Source organism: Lentzea sp. NPDC051838 (assembly GCF_040681245.1).
Lineage (GTDB): Bacteria > Actinomycetota > Actinomycetes > Mycobacteriales > Pseudonocardiaceae > Lentzea.
Map to the genome: position 1 here is coordinate 766,594 of NZ_JBFAYI010000001.1, position 26,294 is coordinate 792,887.

The 26,294-nt window shown below is 67.5% G+C and carries 24 protein-coding genes, 1 tRNA gene and 1 pseudogene; 10 read left to right on the forward strand and 16 right to left on the reverse strand.

What is annotated here, in order from left to right; genetic code table 11:
• Window positions 1–3 precede the first annotated feature (3 nt).
• Window positions 4–915 carry an NlpC/P60 family protein gene (locus tag AB0M24_RS03310; RefSeq protein ID WP_363760318.1) on the reverse strand — a complete coding sequence of 304 codons (912 nt, stop codon included), beginning with the start codon at window positions 913–915 and terminating at the stop codon, window positions 4–6.
• A gap of 154 nt (window positions 916–1,069) precedes the next feature.
• On the opposite strand from AB0M24_RS03310, the gene AB0M24_RS03315 reads away from it, so the two are divergent.
• On the forward strand, window positions 1,070–1,438 hold the full coding sequence (locus tag AB0M24_RS03315) for a hypothetical protein (RefSeq protein ID WP_363760321.1): 369 nt from the start codon (window positions 1,070–1,072) through the stop codon (window positions 1,436–1,438).
• A gap of 306 nt (window positions 1,439–1,744) precedes the next feature.
• Here AB0M24_RS03315 and AB0M24_RS03320 read toward each other — a convergent pair whose 3' ends face one another.
• The 10 genes and pseudogenes from AB0M24_RS03320 to AB0M24_RS03365 form a co-directional block, all read right to left on the reverse strand.
• A complete protein-coding gene (locus AB0M24_RS03320) occupies window positions 1,745–2,533 on the reverse strand; it encodes an alpha/beta hydrolase (RefSeq protein ID WP_363760324.1) in 789 nt (262 codons plus the stop codon).
• Between the two features lie 57 nt (window positions 2,534–2,590).
• Window positions 2,591–4,843 carry a heavy metal translocating P-type ATPase gene (locus AB0M24_RS03325; RefSeq protein WP_363760326.1) on the reverse strand — a complete coding sequence of 751 codons (2,253 nt, stop codon included), beginning with the start codon at window positions 4,841–4,843 and terminating at the stop codon, window positions 2,591–2,593.
• A complete protein-coding gene (locus AB0M24_RS03330) occupies window positions 4,827–5,750 on the reverse strand; it encodes a hypothetical protein (protein ID WP_363760329.1) in 924 nt (307 codons plus the stop codon). Before AB0M24_RS03330 ends, AB0M24_RS03325 begins: the two co-directional genes overlap by 17 nt.
• Window positions 5,751–5,761: 11 nt before the next feature.
• Window positions 5,762–5,971 (reverse strand): heavy-metal-associated domain-containing protein, encoded by a 210-nt coding sequence (locus AB0M24_RS03335; RefSeq protein WP_363760332.1) that lies wholly within the window; start codon window positions 5,969–5,971, stop codon window positions 5,762–5,764.
• 36 nt (window positions 5,972–6,007) lie between these two features.
• Window positions 6,008–6,289, reverse strand: coding sequence for a metal-sensitive transcriptional regulator (locus AB0M24_RS03340; RefSeq protein WP_363760335.1), 282 nt, complete (start codon window positions 6,287–6,289; stop codon window positions 6,008–6,010).
• A 148-nt stretch (window positions 6,290–6,437) separates the two neighbouring features.
• Window positions 6,438–7,235: a DUF3152 domain-containing protein gene (locus tag AB0M24_RS03345; protein ID WP_363760338.1), complete on the reverse strand. Its 798-nt coding sequence runs from the start codon at window positions 7,233–7,235 to the stop codon at window positions 6,438–6,440.
• Window positions 7,236–7,415: 180 nt separating this feature from the next.
• Window positions 7,416–8,327 (reverse strand): M56 family metallopeptidase, encoded by a 912-nt coding sequence (locus AB0M24_RS03350; RefSeq protein ID WP_363760340.1) that lies wholly within the window; start codon window positions 8,325–8,327, stop codon window positions 7,416–7,418.
• Window positions 8,324–8,690 (reverse strand): annotated as a pseudogene (locus AB0M24_RS03355) (BlaI/MecI/CopY family transcriptional regulator). The gene AB0M24_RS03350 and the pseudogene AB0M24_RS03355 overlap by 4 nt, the downstream one beginning before the upstream one ends.
• Window positions 8,691–8,856: 166 nt before the next feature.
• A complete protein-coding gene (locus AB0M24_RS03360; RefSeq protein ID WP_363760343.1) occupies window positions 8,857–9,468 on the reverse strand; it encodes a DUF305 domain-containing protein in 612 nt (203 codons plus the stop codon).
• A gap of 53 nt (window positions 9,469–9,521) precedes the next feature.
• On the reverse strand, window positions 9,522–9,899 hold the full coding sequence (locus tag AB0M24_RS03365; protein ID WP_363760345.1) for a hypothetical protein: 378 nt from the start codon (window positions 9,897–9,899) through the stop codon (window positions 9,522–9,524).
• Between the two features lie 164 nt (window positions 9,900–10,063).
• Here AB0M24_RS03365 and AB0M24_RS03370 point away from each other — a divergent pair, with 164 nt between their 5' ends.
• The 8 genes from AB0M24_RS03370 (at window position 10,064) to AB0M24_RS03405 (ending at window position 21,398) form a co-directional block, all read left to right on the forward strand.
• Window positions 10,064–10,549 carry a DUF4396 domain-containing protein gene (locus AB0M24_RS03370; protein ID WP_363760348.1) on the forward strand — a complete coding sequence of 162 codons (486 nt, stop codon included), beginning with the start codon at window positions 10,064–10,066 and terminating at the stop codon, window positions 10,547–10,549.
• A gap of 125 nt (window positions 10,550–10,674) precedes the next feature.
• Window positions 10,675–12,108: an MFS transporter gene (locus tag AB0M24_RS03375; protein ID WP_363760351.1), complete on the forward strand. Its 1,434-nt coding sequence runs from the start codon at window positions 10,675–10,677 to the stop codon at window positions 12,106–12,108.
• A gap of 61 nt (window positions 12,109–12,169) precedes the next feature.
• A complete protein-coding gene (locus AB0M24_RS03380; protein ID WP_363760354.1) occupies window positions 12,170–12,697 on the forward strand; it encodes a carboxymuconolactone decarboxylase family protein in 528 nt (175 codons plus the stop codon).
• Window positions 12,698–12,819: 122 nt separating this feature from the next.
• Window positions 12,820–14,694 (forward strand): PA domain-containing protein, encoded by a 1,875-nt coding sequence (locus AB0M24_RS03385; protein WP_363760357.1) that lies wholly within the window; start codon window positions 12,820–12,822, stop codon window positions 14,692–14,694.
• Between the two features lie 60 nt (window positions 14,695–14,754).
• Window positions 14,755–17,475, forward strand: a complete 2,721-nt coding sequence (locus AB0M24_RS03390) for a tyrosinase family protein (protein WP_363760360.1) — start codon at window positions 14,755–14,757, stop codon at window positions 17,473–17,475.
• A 96-nt stretch (window positions 17,476–17,571) separates the two neighbouring features.
• Complete coding sequence (locus AB0M24_RS03395) at window positions 17,572–18,531, forward strand: aldo/keto reductase (RefSeq protein ID WP_363760363.1); 960 nt, start codon at window positions 17,572–17,574, stop codon at window positions 18,529–18,531.
• Window positions 18,532–19,020: 489 nt separating this feature from the next.
• Window positions 19,021–19,455, forward strand: a complete 435-nt coding sequence (locus tag AB0M24_RS03400; RefSeq protein ID WP_363760366.1) for a nuclear transport factor 2 family protein — start codon at window positions 19,021–19,023, stop codon at window positions 19,453–19,455.
• A 488-nt stretch (window positions 19,456–19,943) separates the two neighbouring features.
• A complete protein-coding gene (locus tag AB0M24_RS03405; RefSeq protein WP_363761560.1) occupies window positions 19,944–21,398 on the forward strand; it encodes a recombinase family protein in 1,455 nt (484 codons plus the stop codon).
• A gap of 42 nt (window positions 21,399–21,440) precedes the next feature.
• On the opposite strand, the gene AB0M24_RS03410 is transcribed toward AB0M24_RS03405, so the two are convergent.
• Window positions 21,441–21,523 (reverse strand) — tRNA-Leu (locus AB0M24_RS03410).
• Between the two features lie 370 nt (window positions 21,524–21,893).
• Between AB0M24_RS03410 and AB0M24_RS03415 the strand changes: the two genes are divergently transcribed.
• Entirely contained in the window at window positions 21,894–22,808 is a 915-nt protein-coding gene (locus tag AB0M24_RS03415; RefSeq protein ID WP_363760369.1) for a squalene cyclase, read from the forward strand.
• Here the strand turns inward: AB0M24_RS03415 and AB0M24_RS03420 are convergent.
• From AB0M24_RS03420 to AB0M24_RS03435, 4 genes are read right to left on the reverse strand one after another with little or no spacing between them, the layout of a single operon-like run.
• A complete protein-coding gene (locus tag AB0M24_RS03420) occupies window positions 22,805–23,410 on the reverse strand; it encodes a response regulator transcription factor (protein ID WP_363760372.1) in 606 nt (201 codons plus the stop codon). The genes AB0M24_RS03415 and AB0M24_RS03420 overlap by 4 nt on opposite strands.
• Window positions 23,407–24,546: a histidine kinase gene (locus AB0M24_RS03425; RefSeq protein WP_363760375.1), complete on the reverse strand. Its 1,140-nt coding sequence runs from the start codon at window positions 24,544–24,546 to the stop codon at window positions 23,407–23,409. The genes AB0M24_RS03420 and AB0M24_RS03425 overlap by 4 nt, the downstream gene beginning before the upstream one ends.
• On the reverse strand, window positions 24,543–25,250 hold the full coding sequence (locus AB0M24_RS03430; protein WP_363760378.1) for an ABC transporter permease: 708 nt from the start codon (window positions 25,248–25,250) through the stop codon (window positions 24,543–24,545). The genes AB0M24_RS03425 and AB0M24_RS03430 overlap by 4 nt, the downstream gene beginning before the upstream one ends.
• Complete coding sequence (locus AB0M24_RS03435) at window positions 25,247–26,209, reverse strand: ABC transporter ATP-binding protein (protein WP_363760381.1); 963 nt, start codon at window positions 26,207–26,209, stop codon at window positions 25,247–25,249. The genes AB0M24_RS03430 and AB0M24_RS03435 overlap by 4 nt, the downstream gene beginning before the upstream one ends.
• Window positions 26,210–26,294: the final 85 nt, after the last annotated feature.

Here is a 26,294-nt window from a genome sequence, read left to right on the forward strand (position 1 = left end):
CGTTCAGCCTTCGAGACGGCGGATGACGCTGATCGGGCCGATCGAGTCGATGTCCGCGATCTTCACGGGAACGCCCTCGGTCGAAGCGTGCACCGCGCGCAAGTTGTCCACGGCCATCGCGACGTGGTGCTGGTCGGCGTAGTAGATGATCAGATCACCGGCCTTGACCTCGCTGCGCGACACCGGGCGGCCCACGCCGGCCTGGCCGTACGTGGTGCGGGGGATCTGCACACCCGCTGTGCGGTACGAGGCCTGCATCAGGCTGGAGCAGTCCCACGCGTCAGGGCCGTTGGCGCCGAACACGTACTGGTCACCGCGCTGTGCGAGGGCGTACTCCAGCGCCTTGCCCGCGGTCCCGGCCGGTACCGAGATCTTCGACATGTCGCCGCCGTTGCTGAGCACGCCGCGCTCGGTGGCGTTGAGCTGGTTGTACTGCTGCCGGGCCAACGTGACCTGGCCGTCCAGTTCGGACTTGCGCGCGGCGATGGTCGCCACGGCTTCCTGAGCCTGGCGCGCGGCGTTGTCGGCTTGAGCGACCGCCTCGGCGAGCTTGCCGAGTGCTTCCGCGTTGTCGGCCGCGAGGATGTTCAGCGCGGACATCCGGTTCAGGAAGTCCTGCTGCGAGTCGCTGACCAGCAGTGCGGACAGCTGGTTGAACGTCGCACCCTTGAACGTCGCCTCGGTCAGCGCGTCCACCTGCCCGCGCAACGACTGTTCCGCCTGCCTGGCGGTGCCGAGCTCGGCCTCCTTGGCCTTGAGATCGTCCTGCGCGCGCAGGTGCTCTTCGTTGAGCTTCTCCGCCTGTCCGGCCAGCTCGGTGTACTTCTTCAGCGCTTCTGAGGCGTTCGGAGGCAGTGGTGGATCGGCCGCAGCCGGAGCCACGTGAGTTGCCGCCGCCACGGCGATCGCAGCCACCACGGTTCCGCGCACCGTACGTCTCAAAGGGACCGGCACCACGTCGCGTGTTCCTCCTTCATCAAGACTGGAAGTTCGCGGCCAGGTTACGGAGCGCTGTGGCGCATGTCTACTATCGGGGTTAGTAGATCTCGTGCCTGTAGGATCCGGGCACGTGAGTGACTCGAGCAGGCTGACCGTGTGCCGTGGATGCTGTTGTGGCACGGAGAAGAAGCACCCCGGCTTCGACCACGAAGGCCAGCTGCGTGCGTTGCGTGAAGCGGTGGGGGAGAAGCAGGTACAGGTCGCCGACTGCCTCGACTCGTGTGACTTCTCCAACGTCGTGGTGGTGCGGCCGTCGCCCTCCGCGAGGGCGGACGGTGCGAGGCCGGTCTGGTTCGGTGGCGTGCTCGGTGACGAAGCCACGCGGCACGTGGTCGAGTGGGTGGCCGCAGGTGGGCCGGGCAGGGTCGCGGTGCCCGACGAGCTCGCGGACAAGGTGCTCGACCGAACCAAGAGCGATGATGACGAGCTCGCGTCCTAAGCACGTGGGCAGAAGTTGTGTCCGTTACTCGCGGGGTGTTCCGCGGGCCACATTCCCGAGAGTTGATCTCTATGAAGGGAACCTTCATAGACGTCGAGAGGCAGGGCTCGGCAAGGGTGTCTCGGCCCGCCCGATCTGCCCGATGAGAGCGTGCCCGCGATCGAGTCGTCGTCGATGAAGGGAACTTTCATCGACCTGTGGTGGATGAAGGTTCCCTTCATAAAGATCAACACGAGCCCCGCAGTGTGCGAACGCACCGGCACCAGCCGGTCGCACCGGTTGCGGACAGAACTTCTGGCTACCTGCTTAGCGAGCCAGGAAGTCCGTGATGCGGTCGGTCCAGGTCTGCACGTCGGCCACGGTGGTCGACACGTGCAGGACTGAATCGGGCAGCAGTTCGTGGAGCTGTTCCGCGGTCGACACGGGGTGCAGCGGGTCGGTGTCCCAGGCGAGGATCAGCGACGGATGCGGCAAACCCGCGATCGCGTCCTGAGCGGGGAGATCCGACTCACCGATGCCCCGCAGGATCGGAGCGAGCAGCTCGTCCGGGATGTCCGGGGCCAGGTTGAACGCCGGGTAGTCGGCGAAGATCGGCAGCGGCGGCTTCTGAGCCCATTCCTCTCGCCACTGCGCGGCGCCACGTGACTCGATGGCCTCGGCGCTGTCGGTGTACCACTGCCGCGCCTGGTCAGGCCCTTCCTCCCACGCCACCGGCGGGATGATGAGCACGAGGCGGCGGAAGCGCTCGGGTGCGGTGATGGCGGCGCGCAAGGCGACGTCGCAGCCCAGCGAGGAGCCCATGAAGTCGATCGGCTCGTCGAGGTCCAGTTCGTCCAGCAGGGAGAGCAGGTCGAGGGTGAAGTTCTCGAAGCTGTAGTCGTCGGCGAGCGGGCGGCCCGTCGAATGGCCGTGGCCGCGCTGGTCGTAGGTCAGCAGCCGGCGCCCGGCCGCCAGAGCGTCGAAGTCGAGGAGATGAAGCCGCCGCACGGCCGCGCGGCTGAGGAAGACACCGTGCGCGTAGCCGAGCGTCGGTCCGGATCCGGTGAGCTCGTACGCGATCTGCGCGCCGGCCCTGGTGACATGCCTGTCCTGCATCACTGCCCCCTCAGTGTGGACGTGGTCCGGCTCGCGGGTGCGAGCCGGACCACCGGATCAGACGGTCTGCTTGTTCGCGCTGCGGAAACCTCGCAGGCGCAAGCTGTTGCTCACGACGAACACTGACGAGAACGCCATCGCGGCCCCGGCGATCATCGGGTTGAGCAGACCGAGCGCGGCCAGCGGCAGGGCGGCCACGTTGTAGGCGAAGGCCCAGAACAGGTTGCCCTTGATCGTGCCGAGCGTCCGGCGCGCCAACCGGATGGCGTCGACGGCCGCACGCGGGTCACCGCGCACCAGCGTCAGGTCGCTGGCCTCGATGGCGACGTCCGTACCGGTGCCCATCGCGAGTCCGAGGTCGGCCTGGGCGAGAGCGGCGGCGTCGTTCACGCCGTCGCCGACCATCGCGACCACGTGTCCCTCGCCCTGCAGCCGCTTGACCACCTCGACCTTGTCCTTGGGCAGGACCTCGGCGACGACCTCGTCGATGCCGACCTCGGCGGCCACCGCCTTCGCGACGGCTTCGTTGTCGCCGGTCAGCAGCACAGGCCGCAGCCCGAGCTCACGGAGTCCCGCGATCGCCTCGGCCGAGGTGGGCTTGACCGTGTCGGCCACGACGAGAACGCCGCGTGCTTCGCCGTCCCACGCCACCAGCACGGCGGTGCGGCCCTTGTCCTCGGCCTCCTTCTTCGCGGTCGTTAGGTCCTCGCCGAGCTTGACGCTCCACTCCTCGAGCAACCGGGCCCTGCCCACCAGAACGGCGTTCTCGCCGACGACACCCTGCACACCAAGGCCTTCGAGGTTCTGGAAGCCTTCGACCTCGGGCAGTTCCCCGACTCGTTCCACCGCCCCCGCGGCGATCGCCCTGGCGATCGGGTGCTCGGAGGCGTGCTCCAAGGCACCTGCCAGGCGCAGCACCTGCTCCTCGTCGACGCCTTCGGCAGCGTGCACCTCGACCAGGTTCATCTGGCCGGTGGTGACCGTGCCTGTCTTGTCGAGCACGACCGTGTCGACGCGCCGGGTCGACTCCAGCACCTCGGGACCCTTGATCAGGATGCCCAGCTGGGCGCCGCGACCGGTGCCGACCAGCAACGCCGTCGGCGTGGCCAGACCGAGCGCGCACGGGCAAGCGATGATCAGCACGGCCACAGCCGCGGTGAAGGCCGCCGAGGCACCCGTCCCGGCACCGAGCCAGAAGGCCAGCGTGCCGACGGACAGCGCGATGACGATCGGCACGAAGACCGCGGAGATCCGGTCGGCGAGGCGTTGGACCTCGGCCTTGCCGTTCTGCGCGTCCTCGACGAGCTTGGCCATCTGCGCGAGCTGCGTGTCCGCGCCGACCCTCGTCGCCCGCACGACCAGTCGTCCGCCCGCGTTGACCGTGGCGCCGACGACGCTGTCCCCGGTGGTCACCTCGACCGGCACGGACTCGCCGGTGATCATGCTCATGTCGACCGCGGAGCTGCCCTCTTCGACGACGCCATCGGTGGCGATCTTCTCGCCGGGACGGACGACGAACCGGTCGCCGACCCGAAGGTCGTCCACGCTGATGCGCTGTTCCTCGCCGTCCCGCAGGACGCCGACGTCCTTGGCCCCGAGTTCGAGCAGGGCGCGCAGAGCGGCGCCGGCGCGGCGCTTGGAGCGTGCCTCGAAATAGCGGCCGGCGAGGATGAAGGTCGTGACGCCTGCCGCGACCTCGAGGTAGATGTTGCCCGCACCCGACATGCGCTGGACGGTCAGGTCGAAGCCGTGCGTCATGCCCGGAACGCCTGCCGTGCCGAGGAACAGTGCGTACAGCGACCACAGGAACGCCGCGCCGACACCGAGCGAGATCAGCGTGTCCATCGTGGCGGCGCCGTGCCGCAGGTTGGTCCACGCCGCCTTGTGGAACGGCCACGCGCCCCACACCACGACCGGAGCCGCGAGCGTGAGCGACAACCACTGCCAGTAGGTGAACTGCAGCGCCGGAATCATCGCCAGTGCGATCACCGGCACGCTCAGCACGATGGACGTGATCAACCGCTGGCGCAGCGGTCGGGTCGGGTCCTCCTCCTCGACCTCCACGTCGGCCTTCGGGGGAGCGGGGAGCTCGGCGGTGTAGCCGGTGTTCTCGACGACCTTGACGAGGTCCTCGGCGGTCAGCGACTCGGGGAAGCTGACCCGTGCCTTCTCGGTGGCGTAGTTGACGGTCGCCTGGACGCCTTCGAGCTTGTTCAGCTTGCGCTCGATGCGCGCGGCGCAGGAGGCACAGGTCATGCCGCCGATCGAGAGTTCGATCTGACTCGTGTGGACGTCAGCCGCCGTGGCCATGGCCGTCCTCCTCCTTCGGTGTTGTCGTGCCGGTGGGCTGCGGTGCGGCCGTGCCCGCCGTGGCGATGGTGAACTCCGCGGTGCGGACCTTGCCCTCGTGCTGGAAGTCCAGGAACAACCGGTAACGGCCCGCCGTCGGCACCTCGACCATGAACTTCACGTCCGGGCCTGCGCCGGGGCCGTCCTGCGGATGCACGTGGAGGTAGGCGAGATCGGCTGCGCGCAATGCGACCAGGTGGCCGTTCGCGCCGAGGTACGGCTGCAGGTCGGTCACCGGCTTGCCGTCCTTGGTGACCGTGACGGTCACGGAGGACTCGGCGCCCGCGGTGAGGTCACCGGCCAGCCGGACGACGTAACCGTCCACTGCGGATTCGCGGGTGTCCTCGTCGAACTGCTTCGGTTCGTACGCTCCGGCGACCTGGATGTCCGCACCCAGCGTGGTCTTCGCGCCGTTCTCGGGCTTGAAGTCCGCGAACACGCGGTAGCTTCCGGCTGCCGGAAGGGTGAGCGGGACCGACCACGTGCCGTCCGCGGCCATCTCCGGGTGTACGTGCTGGAACCCGGATCCGTCGCGGCGCACCAGCACGAGGTGGAGTTTCTTCTCGTGCTCCACGGCGAACTCGGTCACCGTGCCGCCAGCAGCCGTTCCGATCTTGAAGCTGAAGCTCTGCTGCGTCTGCGCAGGTAAGGTGGTCTGCGCCAGGTTGAGCGCATAACCGTTGTCCGCGACGGAGAGTCCTGGTGGAAGTTTGCTCGCGGCTGAGGCGGGCTGCTCGACGCCGTGCTCCATCGCGTCCGGCTTGGTCTCCCCGCCGACCGGTCCGACGGCGGCGCCGGCAGCCCAAGCGCCGCCGAAGACGATCGCCAGCGCGCCCGCGTAGGCGGCCACCTTCGTGGCGGTGTTCATCAGGCTCTCCCTCAGCTGGTGACCAGCGTGTAGCCGGCCTCGGTGACGGCGGCCCGGACGTCGTTCTCGGTGACCGGCTGGGCGCTGGTGACGGTGACCTTGCCGCTGTCGAGCTCGACGGCCACGTTCTGCACGCCGTCGATCTGGCTGATCTCCTCGGTCACCGAGCTGACGCAGTGCCCGCAGGTCATGCCGCTGACGGTGAAGACGGACTCGGACATCGGGTGCTCCTCAGATGTGGTTCGAAACGTCGAGGTTCAGGAGCGGACCAGGCGGGCGATGGCGTTGCTGGCCTCGGCGATCTTGTCGTCCGCGGTCGTGCCGCCCTCGGTGATGGCCTGGCTGACGCAGTGCTTGAGATGCTCGTCCAGCAGGTTGAGCGACACCGACTGCAACGCCCTGGTCGCGGCGGAGATCTGGGTGAGGACGTCGATGCAGTAGTCGTCGTTCTCGATCATCCGCTGCAGTCCGCGCACCTGACCCTCGATGCGCCGCAAGCGCCGCAGGTGGTCTTCCTTGTTGTCGGTGTAGCCGTGCATCTACCGCTCCTGTCGATCGGTCCGCCGCGCGGCCGGTCGTGGATGACCGGGGGAACGGCGGGCGCTTGCCGCTTTTATACCCATGGGGGGTACCCGTAAGCAAGGGTTCGGTCGATACAGGTGGGGGGTATCTGTTGTGACGTCGCGCTCAGTGTCCGGTCGGGTACGGCCAGGCGTTGGGCTTGCACACTTTTCCGTCTGCTGAAACACGATCGGTGCCGAGAGCGGCCAGGTAGTCGTTCGACACGCCCCACGACTGCTGCATCATCACGGGGGCGAGAGCGCCGTTCTCCTGGCACGGTTTGTGGTCGTACCCGAGCCCGTGGCCGACCTCGTGGTTGACGACGTACTGCTTGTACTCGACCAGAGCGCCCTGAAAGGACACCGCGCCGCGCACCCACCGCGCGACGTTGATCGTGACGTTCGTGCCGCTGACGCACGAGCCCTCGAAGGGAATCGAGAACCCGCACACTTCGCGCGTGGTCAGCTGCGAGGTCAGCCGGATGCGCAGATCCGGCTTGCCGGCGTCGATCCGCTGGAAGCCGTGCTTGCCGTCGCCGATCCAGCCGCGCGGGTCGGCGAGGATCGTGCTGACGTCGGAGGCGAATCCCGCAGGTCCGCCGACGAGCGCGATTCCGTCTTCGACTTCGACGGTGTAGGTGACGCGGTCAGGTCCGCCGACAGGCCCGCTGGCGCCGGGTATGACCGTCCACCTGCGGTTTCCCTGTGCGGTGAACTCGCCGCCGGGAGGTAGTTCGGCCGAGGCGGTCGCCGCTCCGAACGTCTTGGGGTCCGGGTTGGGGGCGGGTGGCGTGCGGCTTCCGATCGAGTGTCCACTCTCGTCGTGCGGCGTGGTGGAGGGGTCTGCGGTTTGCTGTGTCTCTGCTGCCTCAGGCTTCATCGCGTCGCGCACGGCGAAAGCGCTGACGCCGCAGAGTGTGAGCACCGCCAACACGGCGGTCAACCAGTCCCGCCTGCGTCGTTTGGTGGTCGGCCGTCTCGTTCTGTGGCCGACCGGGTTGAGGCGTGCGACGAGCGGTTGGCCGCTCGTTCTGGTCGGCCTTTGACGCAACTGCTGTTTCATCGTGATGACAGCATGGCATATCTACGAACCTGGATAGTAGGTTCACGCAAGGCAGGTGAGCGCGATCGCGGACAGCACGGCACCAGCGGGTAAGGCGAGCGCTGTTGCTCCGGCGAAAGTGCACGTCAGCAGCTGGCGTGCGCGGCCCGCGGGACAGCGGCCCGTGCGCAGCCGGGCCAGTCGCAGGTCGATCGAGGAACCGCTCATGCCGAGCGCGGTTGTGGGTACACCGTGCTGGGAGACCTTGATCAGAGCCGCCCGCACGGCGTCGGGACCGCAGGCCCGCGCGGCCGCGGAGTCGGCGGCGAGCTCCACCAGTTCGCGCAGCACAGCGGGAGACAGCTTGAACAGCGGCACGAACGGCAAAGCGTGCGCCAACGCGTCGGCGAACGCGACGAGCAGGTGATGCCGCCCGGTCAGATGCGCGCGTTCGTGAGCGAACACCGCGTTGAGCTGAGCCTGGCTGAGGTGTTCGGTCAGGCCCTCGGTGGCGACGATGACGCCGGGCTTGCCCGCCAGGCTGAAAGCCAGCGGCTCTTCGCGCGCGAGCCACAACGTCGAACCGTCACGGCGGGCCGCTATCCGCAGCGTCTCGAGGTGTTCCGCGCGGGCGCGGGCTCGTCGGCGGACAGTGTGGAGGGTGGTGGCAACCAGCCGGTATGCCAGCGCGATCACCATGCTCGTGCCTGCGATGCCACCAACCGCCTCGATGCGGGGTGTGGTCCCGTGCTGGATCAACGACCAGCACGCGTGCAGTGCGGTGAGGCCGTGGTCGGGAAGCAGCAGCACGACGACGCCCGCTGCGGTGGTCAGGACGACCGCGATGGCCGAAGCGAGCCACGCCACGAGGGTCGCGAGCGGGTCGGCTCCGCCTACTACCAGGCGGGCCAGAAAACCTGGAGCGAACTGCCCGACGAGCGCGGCGCCGATCAGGAACGAGATGGCGACCGTCATGAGGGCGGCGACCGCTTCTGCCGAGGCAGCGCTCGGCGCAGCAGTTCGGACTCGCGGGGTGTGGCGGACTTGGCGAAATGCATCAGCACGGCATCGGGGGTCGCCCGACGAGGCGAGCACGTCCCGCACAGCCCGTGCGGCTGCTTCGGCGCGGCTCATGGCCGGCACGTAGTCGTAGGCCTTGCCGTCGCGTTCTCGCCTGACCCAGCCTTTGCGGTGCAGGTTGTCCAGCACCGTCATCACGGTGGTGTAAGCGAGCTTCTTCGGCGTTTCGAGCCGTTCGAGGACGTCGCGGACTTTGAGCGGATGCTCGCACCACAGAACGTCCATCACTGCGGCTTCCAACTCGCCCAGTCCGTGCATCATCCCTCCGGGCGGCCAGGATACGGCACGTAACAACAAACTTCCTACTACGATCTATAGTAGGCGCGACTGGATACCCCCAGCCCAGTCGCCTCGCCGATGTTCCCCGCGTCGGCGAGAAGCGCCGAACGGAGGAAAGTGCGACTCCGTCCGGCGTTCTCGGGCTTCAGCCCTTCAGCATGGTCTGCATCTCGGTGATCTCAGCCTGCTGGGCCGTGATGATGTCCTGTGCCAGTTTCTTGGCGTCCGCACTGGAGCCCTTCTGCTGCTGCGTCTTGGCCATCTCGACGGCGCCCTGGTGGTGCTTGACCATCATGTCCAGCCACATGCGGTCGAACTCCGCACCGGTGGCACCGTTGAGCTTGGTCATCTCCTCAGCCGTCATCATGCCCGGCATCGAGCCGTGGCCGGAGCCGTGATCCATACCCGGCATCGACGTCGAGGCCGGCGCGGCGCCCCACTTCGTCAGCCACTCGGTCATCTTCTTGATCTCGGGGTCCTGCGCCGCCGCGATGCGCTTGCCGAGGTCGGTGACCTTCGGGTTCGTGCTCTTGCCCGGCACCATCGCGGCCATGTCGAGCGCCTGCTGGTGGTGTCCGATCATGTCCTGCGCGAACTTGACGTCCTGCTCGTTGTGACCGTCCTGCTGGCCCGCCGCGGCCGGCGGCGCGGTGGACGAGCTGTGCTGCATGCCCGACATGTCGTTGCTGCCGCAGCCTGCGACGAGCGCGGCCACCGCGACGGTCGCGACACCGAAACCGATCAGGGACTTCCTCATCATGTGCAACTTTCTGTGCTGTGAATGTGACCGACCGTGAAAACCGGTGTCGATCACAACCGCAGCACGCACACGGAGCTCAGCAATCTGCGGCCACTCAACGGGGGTGGCAGCTCCGGCGCACGTGGCCACGCGGGGGTGGCGGCTGCACCGTCCTCGTCCGGGCGCATCACGCGCAGCAGCAGGACTGCGAGGAGCAGGGGCACCACCGCGCAGAGGATCGCCATGCAGAGATGCAGCATGTCGTGCGCGGGTGCGGGCTCTGGTTCGTCCGGCATGTGGTCGCGGTGGAGGTCGGCAGCGGTGGACATGACCGCGTGCCCACCGGGCATCTCGGTGCCCACGTTGACGTGGTGCATCCCGACCACGCCGAGGAAGAGCAGGCAGAGCAGCGCCCACTGGGCTGCTGTCCGCTGCATGCTCCCGCTCACGCCACTACCGTACCTAGTAGATCCCATCACCGACGCTTACGGGTCACTGTCGCGGCCGGTTCATCTCTGAACGCACAAATCGGTGTTGACACCCCTGGGGGGTATGGGCGTAACGTGCTCGCCGAGATACCCCCTAGGGGTACCAAGGACTTAAGGGGAAAGTCATGGAGCACGGCAGCGCACAGCAGAGTCTGACCAAACTGGCCATTTCGGCCACGCTGCACTGCCTCACGGGCTGCGCCATCGGTGAGGTGCTCGGCATGATCATCGGTACCGCGCTCGGCTGGTCCAACCTCGCGACCATCGTGCTCGCGGTCGTGCTGGCCTTCGTGTTCGGCTACTCGCTGACCATCCGCCCGGTGCTCAAGTCGGGCCTGCCATTGCGGGCCGCGATCGGCGTGGCCTTCGCCGCCGACACCGTGTCGATCGCCGTCATGGAGATCGTCGACAACGGCGTGATGGTCCTCGTTCCCGGTGCGATGGAGGCGGGTCTGGCCAGCTGGTTGTTCTGGGCGAGTCTCGCGTTCTCACTGGCCGTGGCGTTCGTCGTGACGGTCCCGGTCAACCGCTGGCTGATCTCGCGTGGCAAGGGGCATGCGGTGGTGCACCAGTACCACGGTGGGGGCCACGAAGGCCACCACCAGCACTGAGCGAACGGTGGCCGCGAGGAGTTCGCGGCCACCCTCCTAGTTCTTCTGTCTTGCTGGGGTATGCGCATTGCAGTCGTGGCACACGTTTGTCTTGCTGATACCTCCTACCGGTATGGAGTATGCCAATGTCCAGTGTGGAACAGGGGAATCGTCGCAGGTGGTGGGCGCTCGCCCTCATCGCCGCCGCCCAGTTCATGGTGATCATGGACACCTCGATCATCGGGGTGGCCCTGCCGCGGATCCAGGCGGATCTCGGCTTCTCCCAGGAGAACCTGTCCTGGGTCTTCAACGCTTACGTCGTCGCCTTCGGCGGCCTGTTGTTGCTCGGCGGCCGGCTCTCCGACCTGCTCGGCGCTCGCCGCATGTTCGCCACCGGCTGGCTCGTGCTCCTCGTGGGCTCCGTCGTGGCCGGCGCCGCGGGGGAGATCTGGGTCGAGCTGCTCGGCCGCGCGGTGCAGGGCGCAGGAGCCGCGCTCATCGCTCCCTCGGCGCTGACCCTGCTGATGATGCTGTTCGGCAGCGAACCCGCGCAGCTGGGCAAGGCGCTCGCGGTCTACGGCGCCGCGGCTCCGGCCGGTGGCACCGCCGGCGTCTTCCTCGGCGGCGTGATCACCGAGTACCTGAGCTGGCCGTGGGTCTTCTACATCAACGTGCCGATCGCAGTGATCGCCCTGATCGTCATCCGAACGCTGATGCCCGCGGGTGCCGCTCAGCGCGGCTCCACCGATCTGCTCGGCGCGATCACCATGACGGCAGGCCTGGCAATGGCTGTCTACGCGGTCGTCCGTGCCCCTGAAGCGGGATGGGCCTCGACCGAGACCGTCGCCGGCCTGATTGCCGCCGTGGTGCTGCTCGGAGGATTCCTGCTGGTCCAGGCCAAGCGGAAGGCTCCGCTCGTGCGGCTCGGCATCTTCCGCACCCCGCAGCTCGGGGCCGCGAACATCGCGCAGCTGCTGCTCGGTGGCGCGTGGATCCCGATGTGGTTCTTCCTGAACCTCTACCTGCAGCAGGTGCTGGGCCTCGGTGCCTTCGCCAGCGGTTCCGCGCTGCTGCCGATGACCACCGCGATCATGCTGCTGATGGTGGTCGTCGCGCCTCGCCTGACGGCGCGGTTCGGGGTGAAGGCGATGGTGGTCAGCGGGCTCGTCCTGCTCGCCGCAGGTCTCGGATGGCTGGCGCTGGTGCGTCCCGACGGCAACTACTGGGTGGACGTGCTGCCCGCGTCGCTCGTGGCCGCCACCGGCATGGCCCTGGCGTTCATCCCGTCGCTGGGCACCGCGATCTCCAGCGCACGCCCTGAGGAGGGCGGGCTCGCCTCGGGCATCGTCAACACGAGCTACCAGATCGGGTCCGCACTCGGACTGGCCGCGATGACTGCTCTGGCGGCCTCTTACGGCGCTGGCCAGCTCGGTGACGTCAATGCCCTGACCAGCGGCGTCTCCGCCGCGTTCATCGGTGCCGCCGGCATCGCGGTCGTGGGTGCGCTCATCGCAGGTGGCACGTTGCGCGGCCGCCGCGTGGCCGCTGCGGACGCCGAGCGCGAACCGGTCAACGTCTGACCTTCCGTCCCGTGGCCACCCGCGATGGCGGGTGGCCACCCCGTTCGTTCAGGAGCTCGAGATGCGACTTCCCGCCCTCGAACCGGCAAACGCGCCGGAGAAGTCCCGCGAACTGCTCACCGACATCATCGCCAGGAACGGCTCGGCCGGGACGATGGTGAGCACCATGGCGCATTCGCCCGCGCTGCTGCAGGGCTACCTCGACCTTTCCCGAGCCCTCAAGCGCGTCAAGCTGCCACGAGCGCTCAGCGAGAAGATTTCCCTTGCGGCACAAGAATGGATCGGCTGCGGAACCTGCCTGGCCGCGCACACCGAAGCCGCTCGCGCGAACGGAGTCAGCGACAGCGACATCGTTCTCGCACGCCAGGGAACCGCCGTCGATCCGCGCGAGGCGGCGTTGATCGGATTCGCCGTGCGAGTGCTCGCGGAACCATCCGGCATCTCGGACGACGACGTCGCCGGCCTGCGAGCGCACGGCTGGAGCGACCGAGTCATCGCCGATGTGGTCGGAGTCGTGTCCCTCAACCTGCTGACCGGAGCCTTCAACCTCGTCGCGGGCATCCAACCGGCGCGGCCGAACGGGGCATGAGGACGAACGGCATCTTCCGAATGCCGCATTCCGGACGTAGGGTGCGCCCGCTGGGGGACCGCCCAAACCTCCCGGAGGCACCCATGCGGAGTCAACGAAGACGACGCATTTCCCTGCTCAGCGTGACCGCGCTGGTACTCAGCGGGCTCACCGCAGGGCTCGCGACCGCCCACCCCGACCACGGCGGCGGCCGCGAGGACTTTCCCGGCGAAGGCGTCGCCGACGGCATCTACAAACAGCACAACGGCGACGAGGGCCATCTCCCGCCGGTGAACCGCAACGTCACCCTCGTAGGCAAGGGTCAGGTGACCAACCCGTCCGGCGACGGCAACACCGGCCGCGTCGCGGACGTCACGGCGTTCGGCGACTACGCCTATCTGACCGCGTTCCGGGAACCGACGTGCGAGCGGACCGGCGTGCACGTCATGGACATCTCCGATCCCGCGCACCCGGTCGAGGTCACCAGCGCGTTCATCCCGACCAGCGACGGTTCGTACGCCGGCGAGGGCATCCAGGTCGAACACATCGACAACGCCTTCTTCAAGGGCGACCTGCTCGCCCACCAGAACGAGACCTGCCCCGGCGAGACGCCGCCCGCTCCGAACCTCGGTGGCATCTCCCTCTGGAACGTCACCGATCCACGGCACCCGCAGCCCGTCGCGCTGCACACCGGTGACTTCACCGCGCCGAACGGTGCTCTCGAAGCCTCACCGAACCAGACGCACAGCATGCGCATGTGGACGAACTCCTTCGACAAGCGCACCTACGTCGTGCTGGTCGACGACGAGGAACTGACCGATGTGGACATCATGGACATCACCGACCCGTACCACCCGGTGATGGTCAACGACAGCCTCGACCTGGTCGAGCTGTTCGGCGTCGACCAGGCCACACCGTCGAACCTGACGTCGATCTTCAGCCACGACATGATGATCACGAAGGTCGGCCAGCGCTACGTGATGAACATGAACTACTGGGACGGCGGCTACGTCCTGCTCGACGTCACCGACCCGCGGCCCGGCAAGGTCAAGCTGATCGCGGAGAGCGACTACGCGCTGCTGGACGAGGAACGGCTCGCGCGCGGCCAGCAGATCTCACCCGAGGGCAACGCACACCAGTCCGAGCTCTCGCCGAACAAGAAGTTCCTGCTCGGCACCGACGAGGACTTCAACCCGTTCCGCGTGACCGCGAAGATCGACTCCGGCCCGTACGCGGGCACGAGCTACACCGCCACGCAGGCCAGCGACACACCGCGGATCGACGAGAACACGTCCATCAGCGGACCTGTCACCTTCGTCGGGGACGCCTGCAACGCGGCAGCTGTCCCGGCGGGCACCGGCACCGCACTCGTCGAGCGCGGCACCTGCACGTTCCAGGTCAAGCTCGACAACATCATCGCCAAGGGCTACACGTCCGGCATCGTGTTCCAGAACGTCCGGGCCGATTGCCTGGAGCAACTGACGATGCTCGCGGCCGGTCCGATCCCGTTCGTGTTCGTCAACCGCAGCACCGGGTTGAAGCTGCTCGGCGTCGCCGGTGTCACCGACGCCACCGCCTGCGCCACAGCGACACCGGCATCAGCCGTTGTCCCGGTGACCACCACGATCCAGGCCGTCTTCGACGGCTGGGGCTACGTCCGGCTGTTCGGCGTGAACATTCCGAACCAGGCAGGCAAGGCCGGCTCGATCAGCCAGATCGACACCTATGCCATTCCAGAGGCCCAGGACCCGGCATACGCGCGCGGTTTCGGTGATCTCTCGGTGCACGAGGTGGCGATGGACCCGGACGACAGCAAGATCGCCTACATCTCGTACTACGCGGGCGGTTTCCGCGTGGTCGAGTACGGACCGGGTGGAATCCGCGAAGTCGGCGCCTTCATCGACCAGGGAGGCAACAACTTCTGGGGCGTCGAGGTGTGGAAGGACGAGAACGGGCAGAAGTACGTGCTCGGCAGTGACCGCGACTTCGGTCTGTACGTGTTCCGCTACAACGGATAACCGGTATTTCCTGACGGTGTTCGGCCCTCTTCGGAGTATCGAGCCGAAGGGGGCCGAACCATGTCCGGACCAGTCAGACGCAACATCGCCCATCTCACCGCAGCCGAGCGGCAGGCCTACATCGACGCGGTGCTGCAGGCGGACCTGCACACGTTCAGCGACGGGGTCTCGTACTGGGACAAGCAGGACGAGATCCACCAGAGCACCCACAACCACGGCGGCAACTCCTTCGTGCCCTGGCACCGCGAACTGGTCAACCGCTACGAAGCGCTGCTCCAACAGTCCAATCCGGACGTCGCGCTGCACTACTGGGACTGGACCGAAGACCCTCGCGCCGCCTCCGACGGCCAGGGCGGCACCGTCGACCTCTCGGACACGACCCTGTTCGGCACGATGAACGGGATGATGAACGGCGCGCTCGCGGGCCTTCACAACGGCGGCGTGCTCGCTGGAAGCCGCGAAGCCACGGGGAATCCGGCAGATCCACCACAATCGGTTCAGCGGTCGGCATCCGCGGGAGCGCCACCCGCCGCGGACGATGCCACGATCATCACCAGCGGCGATGCTCAACCGCAGGCCCAACAGTGGACAGCCTTCCGGCAGGCCCTGGAAAGCGCCCATGACGACACGCACGGCTACATCGGCGGTGACATCGGCCAGCTGCACCAGGCGTTCGAGGATCCGTTCGTGTTCCTGTTGCACAGCAACGTGGATCGTCTCTTCGCGATGTGGCAGACCCAGCAGGGAAACGACTGGCGTCTCGACCCGGCCCAAGTCTACGGCGATCAGTCCAACGACGCTGGAATCCTGAACCCGTTGCAGCCGTGGGACGGCACCGTCGAGTTCGGCGCACCCATCGAGCCGTGGGTCGGCACGTCGCCGTTGATCGAGTCGAAGGACTGCCGCCACCCGTCGGTGGTCCGGCCGCCCTGCTACGACACGCTGCCGCTCACCGTCGAGCAGGTCGCGCCGGCACCTGGTGATCCGTTGCAGTTCCTCGATGTCGTCGAGTTCCTGCCGACCGCCCGCGCGCTCCGGCTGCGCGTCCGCGGCTGCCAGACGGTGACCGCCGGCGCCACGGTGACTGCGCCGTTCACGGTGCTCTCGGCCTCGGTCACCTCACCGGAGCCCGATGGCTTCGAGGTGACGGAGCTGCTGGTGTGGGTGCTGTTCACGCCAGGCGCCGCAGGTTCGTCGGAGTCTGGAACCCTTGCGGTCACCATCGCCGAGACCGGTGATGTGTTCAACGTGCCCATCACCGCGACCGTGGTCCCCAACCCGACGGTCGGCACGTCGCTCGTGCTGGACCAGTCGGGCAGCATGAGCCTCGACTCCGGCGTGCCTTCGAAGGCCCGCATGGACGTTCTGCACGACTCAGCGCCGCTGTTCGTGTCCCTGCTCGACAACACCGACGGCGTCGGCGTAGTCCGGTTCGACACCGACGCCGCCGAAGCCGCACCGGTCCAGGAAGCCGGCCCGATGATCGGCGGTGGAGGCCGCCTCGCCGCATCGACCGCGATCACCAACACCCTCACCAACCCCGGCGGGCTCACCGCCATCGGCGACGGGCTCGAAAGCGCCGCCGCCCAACTCGCACCTGTCACCGCCGACTACGACAACACCGCGACCATCGTCTTCACGGACGGCCACGAGACCGCCGACAAGACCATCGCCGCGGCCGCCTCCTCGGTGAACAGCCGCGTGTTCGCCATCGGCCTGGGCACGGCCGACCAGCTCAACCCCGGCGCGCTGTCCGACATCGCCAACGGCACGGGCGGCTACCTGCTGCTCACCGGCAACTCCGGCCCCGACGACCAGCTCCTGCTGCAGAAGTACTTCGCGCAGGTCCTCGCGGGCGTCACGAACTCCGCGATCGTCGTCGACCCGGACGGCTTCGTCCCGGTGGGCGGCAAGGCGGTCGTCCCCTTCCGCCTCACCACAGCGGACATCCGGGCCGACGTCCTGATCCTCGGCGAGATGGCGAGGGTCTTCGAGGTCGAGCTGATCGCCCCCGACGGCACATCCCTGACCGGTGGGGCCGGTGCGGTCGAAGTCGTGACGGACACCTACCGAGTGCTGCGAGTGGTTCCCTCCGACGTGCTGGCGCCGGGCGCTGGTGCGGGGGAGTGGCGTGCAGTCCTGTCCATCGACAAGCGGGAGCTGGACCTGTGGATTCGCGGGTTGCGTGAGCGCCTGGGCAAGCCCGACCACAAGCGCACGGACCGCCTCTTCGAGCAGATCCTCCGCAGCATCAAGGGCCACGGCGTGCCGTACAGCCTCACCGTGCAAGCCCGCAGCGCGCTGCGACTCACCGTCGCGGTGAGCCAGAAGTCTCGCCTGCCGGGAACACCGGGAGAGCTGCGCGCGGTGCTGACCGACAGCGGTGTGCCGTTGTCGTCCAGCGCTTCGCTTGAGGCCGTCGTCACGGCACCCGATGGCACGCGAAGCGTTCTGAAGCTCGGTGAGGCCGAGCCGGGGGTGTTCACCGCGGTGGTGCCTACGGCTGCGTCAGGTGTGTACCGAATCCTGGTGCGTGCGTGGGGCTCGGATCTGCGAGGAACGGCGTTCACGCGCGAGGAGCTGCGCACCCTCGCGGTGTGGGCGCGGGGCGATGAGGCACCACCTCTCGTGATCGATCCTCGGCCGACGCCCCAACGGGACTTGGACGCGTGCCGTCTCCTGCTGTGTCTGCTGGACAATCCTGGTGTGCGACGGTTGCTCGAGAAGAACGAGATCGATCCCGACCGGGTTGCCCGCTGCGTCAAGTCGTCGTGCCGGTAGCAGGACAGGTTTGCGCACGGGGCGGAGTATCGAGCCGCTCACCACCTGGGGAAAGCCGGCGAGGCGAGGACGCTTGCCGGGGCGCACACTGTGTTGATGACCGAGAGCGGCCCGGTCCCGGCCCGGGAGCTGGGACATACGGGCGTGCGAGTACCGGCGCTGGGCGTCGGTGTCATGGTGTGGGGCGACATGACGCAGTCGCCGCGGATGAACCCGGCCCGCAACGCCTACGGCCCCACCAGCGGTCTGGACGAGCAGCGCGACGCGTACGAGGTCTGTGTCGCGGCGGGCGTGAACCTCTTCGACACTGCGGCCATGTACGGCGACGGCGTGTCCGAGCGCCGTCTCGGCGAGCTCGCCGAAGGCAACGACCGCGTGCTCGTGGCGACCAAGTTCCCCGGCAGGTTCTTCTCGCGCGCCGACAGCCTGCCCGAAACTCTCGACGCGAGCCTCACCCGGCTGCGGCGCGAGGTGATCGACCTGTACCAGGTCCACTTCCCGGTGCGCTGGATGGCGATTCCCCGCCTCATGAATCTGATGGCTGACGCGGTGGAGGCGGGCAAGGTGCGGGCCGTCGGGGTCAGCAACTACTCCGCGGACCAACTGCGCGCCGCACACGCCGCGCTGGCCGAACGCGGCATTCCGTTGGCCTCCAACCAGGTCCAGTACTCGCTGTTGCACAGAGAGCCCGAGACCGACGGCGTACTGGCAGCGTGCCGCGAGCTGGGGGTCACGCTCATCGCGTACATGCCGCTCGCCTCGGGCGCGCTCACCGGCAAGTACGACGCCACCCACCTGCCCGCGGGCTGGCGCCGATACCGGGCGCCGTTCCGGGGGAAGGCCGCGCTGGCTGAGCTGGGGCGGGTCAACTCCATGCTGCGCGGTCTGGCCGAGACCCATCAGAGGACGCCAGCGCAGGTCGCGTTGCGCTGGCTCGTCCAGCAACCGGGAGTGATCCCGATTCCCGGCGCGAAGAACGGCAGGCAGGCGGCCGAGAACGTGGGAGCGTTGTCATTCGAGCTCAGTGACCAGGAGGTCCGGGCGCTTTCAGGCTGACCGCGCCCGGACCTCGTGGCACCCGACGACCGCGTGCGATCGACGCCGCTCAGATCAAAGGCGTGCTTCCGCTTCCGCTGTCCGCGCTGCGTACCACCCTGCCGGTCTTCAAGAACCCGGACAACCCGATCACGTCATCCACTGGATGCCGGCTCCGGATGAGGTGCAACCGCGCGGCGACGCGCAGGTTCTCGGCCACCGTCAGCTCGGGATAGGCCGACGGAGTCTCGACGAGAACCCGACCCGCGACCACAACGCGTGCTCACCGGCCCGGACCTTGGTTCCAGCACCGAAACCGTCCCTCGGGTCGGCCTGACCATGCAGAGCAGCCTCCGGACCGGGAGCGTCACTTCGTCCACGGCGACGACATTGCCGTGGTGCTTCGTCAGGCCAGCGGTCTCGATCACCCCGCAGCACGGAGTCCCGCGAGGGCTGCCAGGGTGTGACGCACCCTCCCGCAAGCGCATGGCCGGACCTAGCGTCGAGATCGTGAACGACCAACAGGTGATCATGGATCTGCACTCGCGGTGGGTGTTCGGCTGGGACCGCCGCGAAGGGGACGCGCCGTTCGACTTCTCTGGCACCTTCGGCGAGTTCTACGACTTCAGTTCACCGGATGTCCGGCTCTACGACGACTTCGACCCTGAACACCGGGTAGCGACGACCGCCGCCGGCTACGGCTCGATCTGGGAGCCCGCCTTCGGCGACATGGTGTCCGCGCATCACGTTGTCGACGATGGCCCGCATGTCATCGCTGGTGACGACCTGGCCGCGTCCACTCTGCGGTTTCTGGCCAGGATCGTCACGCTCGGGGGCGTCACGGACATCCGGACCACGTCTTCGCTGGTCTGGCACCGCACGCCGGGCGGGTGGCGAATCGTCCGTGAGCACAACTCGACCGAGGTCCTGTCGCCTGTGGAATAGGTGCGAACTGTTCGGGCGACCGGAGGAGACGACACTGGTGAATGGCCTTGTCTCCGCGGTACGGCGGGTGCCGGCCGAGCAAGGGCTGCGTGTGCTGGGCACGTCCGGAGTGGAGTCGGAGACCAGGATCCCGTTCGCCGGGCTGTACCAGTTGTTGCCGCCGGTGCGACCGAGCTGCTGGGGCCGCAGCGCGACGCGGCGTTCGGCCGATCGGACGGTGTGGTCCCCGACCTGCATCTTGTCGCGCTCGCGACGCTGAACCTGCTCTGCGGCACAGCGGTGCACCGCCCGATGAGAAGGAGAGTGGCAGGAACGGGGCGGCGCCGACGAACACGTTGATGCCTGGCGCCTTCCGCAAGCAGTCGCTGTGGCGCACTTGCAGGGCTTCAAAGTGATGTTGGGCTGTTCGGGTGGAGGTCGTTTGGGCTGCCGTCATGGCGCGTCCGGTTCTCTGGTCTGGATGGTGACCGAGGGAGCTGATCGTGGCCATGCTGACGAATGCGGACCTGCTCGCTGCGCTGACGGGACATCGCGGTCCTGCGGTGCGACCTGGGGATGCTGGACTGCGCTTTGCGTTCTACGGCCGGATGTCCACGAGCACCTTCCAGGATGTGCAGACGTCGCGTGCGTGGCAGCGTGCGGTGTCCGATGAGCTGATCGAGGGCGTCGGCGCGGTGGTCTCGGAGTACTTCGACGTGGGGGTGTCGCGGCGGTGGTCGTGGCAGGACCGTCCGGAAGCCGCGTCGTTGCTGGCGGCGGCCGCGGCGCCGGATCGTGAGTTCGACGCCGTCGTGGTGGGCGAGTACGAGCGGGCGTTTCACGGTGATCAGTTCCGTGAGGTCTTCTCTCGGCTGAACGCGTTGGGTGTTGCGGTGTGGTTGCCGGAGGCCGGTGGCCCGGTAGAGCTGGGCAGTCCGGTGCATGAGGCCTTGATGGTGTTGCTCGGTGCGCAGGCGCAACGTGAGGTGGCACGGGCGCGGCAGCGAGTGCTGGCGGCGATGCGCGCGCAAACTCGCCTGCAAGGCCGGTTTCTGGGCGGCCGTCCGCCCTACGGCTATCGGTTGGTTGACGGTGGCAGGCACCCGAATCCGGTGCACGGTCGGTGGGGCCGGCGGGTGCAGGTGCTGGCGCCGGATCCGATGACGGCGCCATGGGTGCGGTGGATGTTCTCCGAACGTGCTCGTGGGCGCACCGTGGCGTCATTGGCTCGGGAGCTCAATGAGCGTGGTGTGGCGTGTCCGTCGGGTGCGGATCCCGAGCGGAATGAGCACAGATCGGGGGATCGGTGGATTGTCCGAACGGTGGCGATGATCCTGGAAAATCCGCGCTATACCGGTCGGCAGGTGTGGAACCGGACCAGCACTACTGGTCACGGGTCGGGCGGGCGTGCCGGTGGCCGTGGTTCGGGAGCGCCGCGATGGAATCCGGTCAGTGAATGGGAGGTGTCCGAGCGGATCGCGCATGAACCGCTTGTTGATGACGAGACGTTCGTCGCGGTGCAGGGGATGCGGGTGGCGCAGCCGGCGAAGGACGGTGAGGTCCGGCATTACCTGTTGGCGGGGCTCGTGGTGTGTGGGCTTTGTGGTCGGCGGATGGACGGGCATTGGGTTCATGGGCGAGCGGGCTACCGGTGCCGGCATGGCTTCACCAGCGCCAGGCGCCGTCCTGACAAGGCGCCGCGCAACTTCTACGTCCGAGAGGATCACCTGCTTGAAGCCTTGCCAGGTCTACTCGAACACCCCACCGGACCAGTGACGCAGGACATGTGCGCGGAGCTGGTCTATCAAGTCCGTGGGCAAGGCTTGCAAATCGAATACGGCGACCAGCGATTGCGCCTGCGATCCGCACCGCCGGTTGTAAAAGCTGCGGAGTCTGCTCGCCGCCGAGTACAGCCGACGCTCGCGTTGGATTGGAGCGGAAGGAAGATGGCTGGCAATAAATGAAATACCCCACGGGACTGTGGTCGATCCCGTGGGGTAAGAGAATGTCCGAGGGGGGACTTGAACCCCCACCCCCTTTCGGGGACTAGCACCTCAAGCTAGCGCGTCTGCCATTCCGCCACCCGGACGTATTTAGTTCTGCCTCGGCTCGCGCCGTGGTGTGTGCATAGATTACATGATCGTCGCTGTGGGCCAAAATCGGGGTGATGGCGGAAGGTTTTGGCTGGTCAGACGTGGTGGGCTCGGATGTGGCGGATCACGCCGGCTGTGGTGTTGGGGCGGTGATCGTGGGGGCTGTGGCCAGGACTGTTGGGGTGGGCGTTGGCTGGGATCAGGTTTGTGGGATGCCACGGTGAAGATCGGTAGGTCGTTGAGGTGGTCGCCGCATGCGGTGATGGTGCCGGTCAGGGCTAGGACGGCTTGGCGCTTGGTGGGGTTGGGGTGCCGTGCGGGTTGCACGCCGCGGGTTGGTCGGGTGGGCCGGGTTAGAGTCGGCGGATGAGTGAGCTGACTGGGTGGTTGCTCGACTCGGATCCGGCCCTGCGGTGGCAGGTTGAGCGGGACATCGTCAAGCAGCCGAAGGGGGTTTGGGAGGCTACGCGCCGGCGGGTTGCTGAGGAGGGGTTTGGGGCGCGGCTGCTGGCTGAGCAAGGGGCCGACGGGATGTGGGGTGGCGGGGCGTTCTTTCCTGCGGGGTATCAGGGGAAGGGGCCCGGGCAGCCTTGGACGGCTACTACGTGGTCGCTCAACTCGCTCAGGGAGTGGGGGCTTGACGCGACCGTGCTCGACGGGACGGTTGAGCTGCTTGCGGCCAACTCGAGGTGGGAGTACGAGGACCTGCCCTATTGGGGTGGTGAGGTTGATGTCTGTATCAACTCGTGGACGTTGGCCAACGGGGTGTGGCTGGGGGCTGATGTCGACGGGATCGCCGGGTGGTTCGTCGAGCACCAGCTTGGGGATGGTGGGTGGAATTGTGAGTGGGTTGAGGGGTCGACGCGGTCGTCGTTTCACTCGACGTTGAACGCGCTCAAAGGGTTGTTGATTTACGAGCGGGCGACGGGAAAGTCGAGCGGCGTTAGAGAAGCTGGTGAGGAGTACCTGCTGGAGCGGAGGCTTTACCAGCGGCTGTCCACCAAAGAACCTGTTGCTGAGTGGGTTGGGCAGTTCCGGTCGCCGGTTCGGTGGGGGTACAGCGTGCTGAACGCGGCCGACTACTTCCGGGACGCCGATAGGAAGGATCCGCGGATGGCCGAGGCGATCGAGATGATTCGGGCGGCCAGGCAGGCTGATGGGACGTGGTTGCAGGCGGGGAGGCATCCCGGCGAGGTGTGGTTCGAGACCGATGTCGAGGCGGGGGAGCCGTCGAAGTGGTTGACGTTCTATGCCATGAGGGTGTTGGAGTGGTGGGGTTAGATCCAGCCTCGGGCGCGGGCGAAGCGGGCTGCTTCGTGGCGGTTGGACGCGCCGGTTTTGCCCACTGCTGAGGACAGGTAGTTGCGGACTGTGCCTGGGGAGAGGGAGGCGCGGCGGGCTATTTCGTCTACCGGGGCGCCCTCCAGGGCCAGTTCCAGGACGTCGGCTTCGCGTGGGGTCAGAGGGTTGTCGCCTGCGCTGATGGCTTCGGCGGCCAGGGCTGGGTCTACGTAGCGCCCGCCGGAGAAGACGGTGCGGACGACGGTGGCGAGGACGTCGGAGGACACCGTTTTGGGGAGGAAGCCTCGGACGCCGGCTGCCAGAGCGCGTTTCAGGTGGCCTGGGCGGCCGTGGCTGGTGACGATCATCGTGGAGCAGGACGGGAGTTCGGACGACAGGGCTTGGGCCACGGAGACGCCGTCGAGGTCTGGCATCTGCAGGTCGATCACGGCCACGTCGGGGCGGACCACGCGGGCGGTGGCCAGGGCTTCGGCGCCGGTGGCTGCTTGCGCTACCACTTCCAGGTCGTCTTCCAACGAGAGCAGGGCGGCCATGGCGCCGCGGATCAGGTGCTCGTCGTCGGCCAGGAGGATGCGGATCACGGGAGCTCCACGGTCAGCACGAAACGGTTCGGCGGCTCGGGCACTGCGGAGACGGAGCCGCCCAGGGCTGAGATGCGTTCGCGCAGGCCGGTGAGGCCGCTGCCGAAGCGGAAGGCGCCAGAGGAAGCGCCGTCGTTGGACATGGTGAGTACGTTGCCGCGCAACGTGATCGTGCACGAGCTGGCCGAGCTGTGCCGCAGGACGTTGGTGACGCCCTCGCGCACCGCCCATCCCAACGCGCCCGCGGGCTCGCCGGAGATGCTGACTTCGCCGATCACGCGGCAGTCGATGCCCGCCGAGGCCAGCAGAGAGCGCGCGCCCGCCAGTTCCACGGAGAGGTCAGCGGTTCGGTAACCACTGACCACGGCACGGAGTTCGTCCAACGAGTCGTGCGCGATTCGGCGGACCTCGAGCATTTCGGACACCGCCTCGGAACGGCCCCGGCGCGCCAACTGCGCGGCGAGGTCGGCCTTCAGAGCCACGGCGGAGAGGTTGCGGCCCACCACGTCGTGCAGGTCGCGGGCGAAGCGGAGGCGTTCTTCGGCCACGGCCAGCGATGCGCGGACTTCGCGCGACTGGTCGAGCTCCCAGACGAGGCCCAGCATCCACAGGGTGGTGCGGAAGGCGAAAGCCACGAACTGCAACGACAACAGGATGAAGAGCGCGTAGCCCGACGGCGAGGTGAGGAACACGAACGCTCCGCCCACCGCGGCCGCCAGGACGACGGTGCGGGGGCGGACGACGCCGGACAGGGCTGTGATCGTCAGGACCAGGAACAGCACGGCGATGCCCGCGGCGGGACCGTCCTGGTGGTCCGGGGTCGGGTGCGGGTACGCGAGCAGGCCCGCGACCAGCACACAACCGGTCAGCACCACGAGGATCGTCAGCAGGCGGCGGGGGAACGGCCCCCTGCCCAGGTGGTGCTCGATGCCGAAGTGGACCAGCCGGATGCTCAGCGCCGTGTGCACCGCGGTGACGCCGGTGATCACGACCAGGGCCAAAGTGCTGACCTCGGCGGACAAGCTGATGAGCAGCAACGGGGGAAAGGCGGCGAAACTGCCGTAGAACGTGACGCGGACGTAGAAGTCGAACCGCGCCGCGTTGCCACGGGACCGCCACCAGCCGAGCAAGCTCACCTCCGAGGGTCCCAGCGGAACCAGCGTCGTACAGCGTAGATCCCGAGCCCGATCCACACCGCCAGAACGATCATCGGCTGCACCACCGCGCCGCCGTTCCAGCCCGCCCGCAGCAGGTCCAGCACCGGGGTCAACGGCAGCAGGCGCACCACCGAGGCCACACCGGAGGGCAGCACCGACAGCGGGAAGAACAGCCCCGACCCGAGCAGACACGCGACCAAGACCGGCAACGACGTGATCTGCGCCATCTCGACCGTGCGCGTGAACGCCGACGACGCTGCCGCCAACAACACGAACACGCAGACACCGCCCACGACGCCGAGCACCAGGAACCAGGGCTGGGACGGCAACGAGATCCCGGTCAGCACCCCGACGATCATCGCGAACAACGCCATCTGTCCCAGCGCCACCACGACGGACGGCAGGGACGCGCCGAGCAGGATCTCCGGATCCGTCAGCTCACCAACGCGAAGCCGTTTCAGAACAAGCTCTTCGCGGCGTGCGACGAACGTGGTGACGAGGTTGTAGTAGACCGCCATCAGCAGCACGAAGCCGACGAGACCGATGACCAGCGGCACGCCGTCAGCGTCCGCGGCCATCAACGCCGGCGCGATCAGCAACGGCATCACGAGAGAGTTGAACAGCGCCATCCTGTTGCGCCAGAACAACCTCAGCTCGGCCTGCCCCACAGCCACGGCCCTCATGCCGCCTCCTCCGCGATTGCCAGGAACGCCTCTTCCAGCGACGCCGACCGAGCGTCCAAACCGGACAGTTCCACCGAGTTGACATGAGCCCACGCAAGAAGCTCGTGCAGGGTCTCCTGCAGATTGTTCGTTCGCACGGTGACTCGGCCGCCATCCGGATCCGCGACGAAAGGCAACGAAACCCCCAGAGGCGGCACGAACGAAATGCGAGACGGATACGCGTCCACCACCTCGGAAACCGTTCCCTGCACCACGATCCGGCCTCGGTGCATGATCGCCAACCGGTCCGCCAACGCCTGCGCCTCCTCCAGGTAGTGCGTCGTCAGCAGCACGGTCACGCCCTCGCGCAGCAACGAACGAATCAGCTCCCACGTGTTGCGCCGCGACTCAGGATCCAGCCCCGTCGTCGGCTCGTCGAGGAACAGCACCTCGGGCCGTCCCAGCAACGCCAGCGCCAGGTCCAGCCGACGGCGCTCGCCGCCGGACAGCTGCTTCACCCGCACCGACGCCCGATGCGTCAGGTCAACGAGAGATAACGCCTCGTCAAAAGGGCGCGGCGAAGTCAAAGTCCCCGCCCACATCTTTGTGGCCTCGGTCACAGTCAAATCGGGCGGAAAGCCGCCTTCCTGCAGCATCACGCCGACTCGAGGCCGAACGAGAGAGCGCTCCCGAAACGGATCGTGCCCCAGAACCGACACAGTTCCCGACGCAGGACGTGAGAGCCCTTCCACAACTTCGACCGTGGACGTCTTCCCCGCCCCGTTCGTACCGAGCAAAGCGAACATTTCGCCCCGCTCCACATCAAATGAGACGCCCCGTACAGCCTCGAATCCGCCGCTGTACCGACGCGTTAGTCCCCGCACCGAGATCGCTGTCACAAGCCCAGGATCTCGGCAAACACCGGCGAAGAGCAGTGCGAGGACACACCAGAAACCCATGACAGATGTCATGCGCGCCATCTGAGGGGTTTCCCCGCGTCCACTCGCGACGGTCGCGCTCTCACATAATCTCGTTCCAGTGGCCGACCCGGTCCAGCTTCGCCGC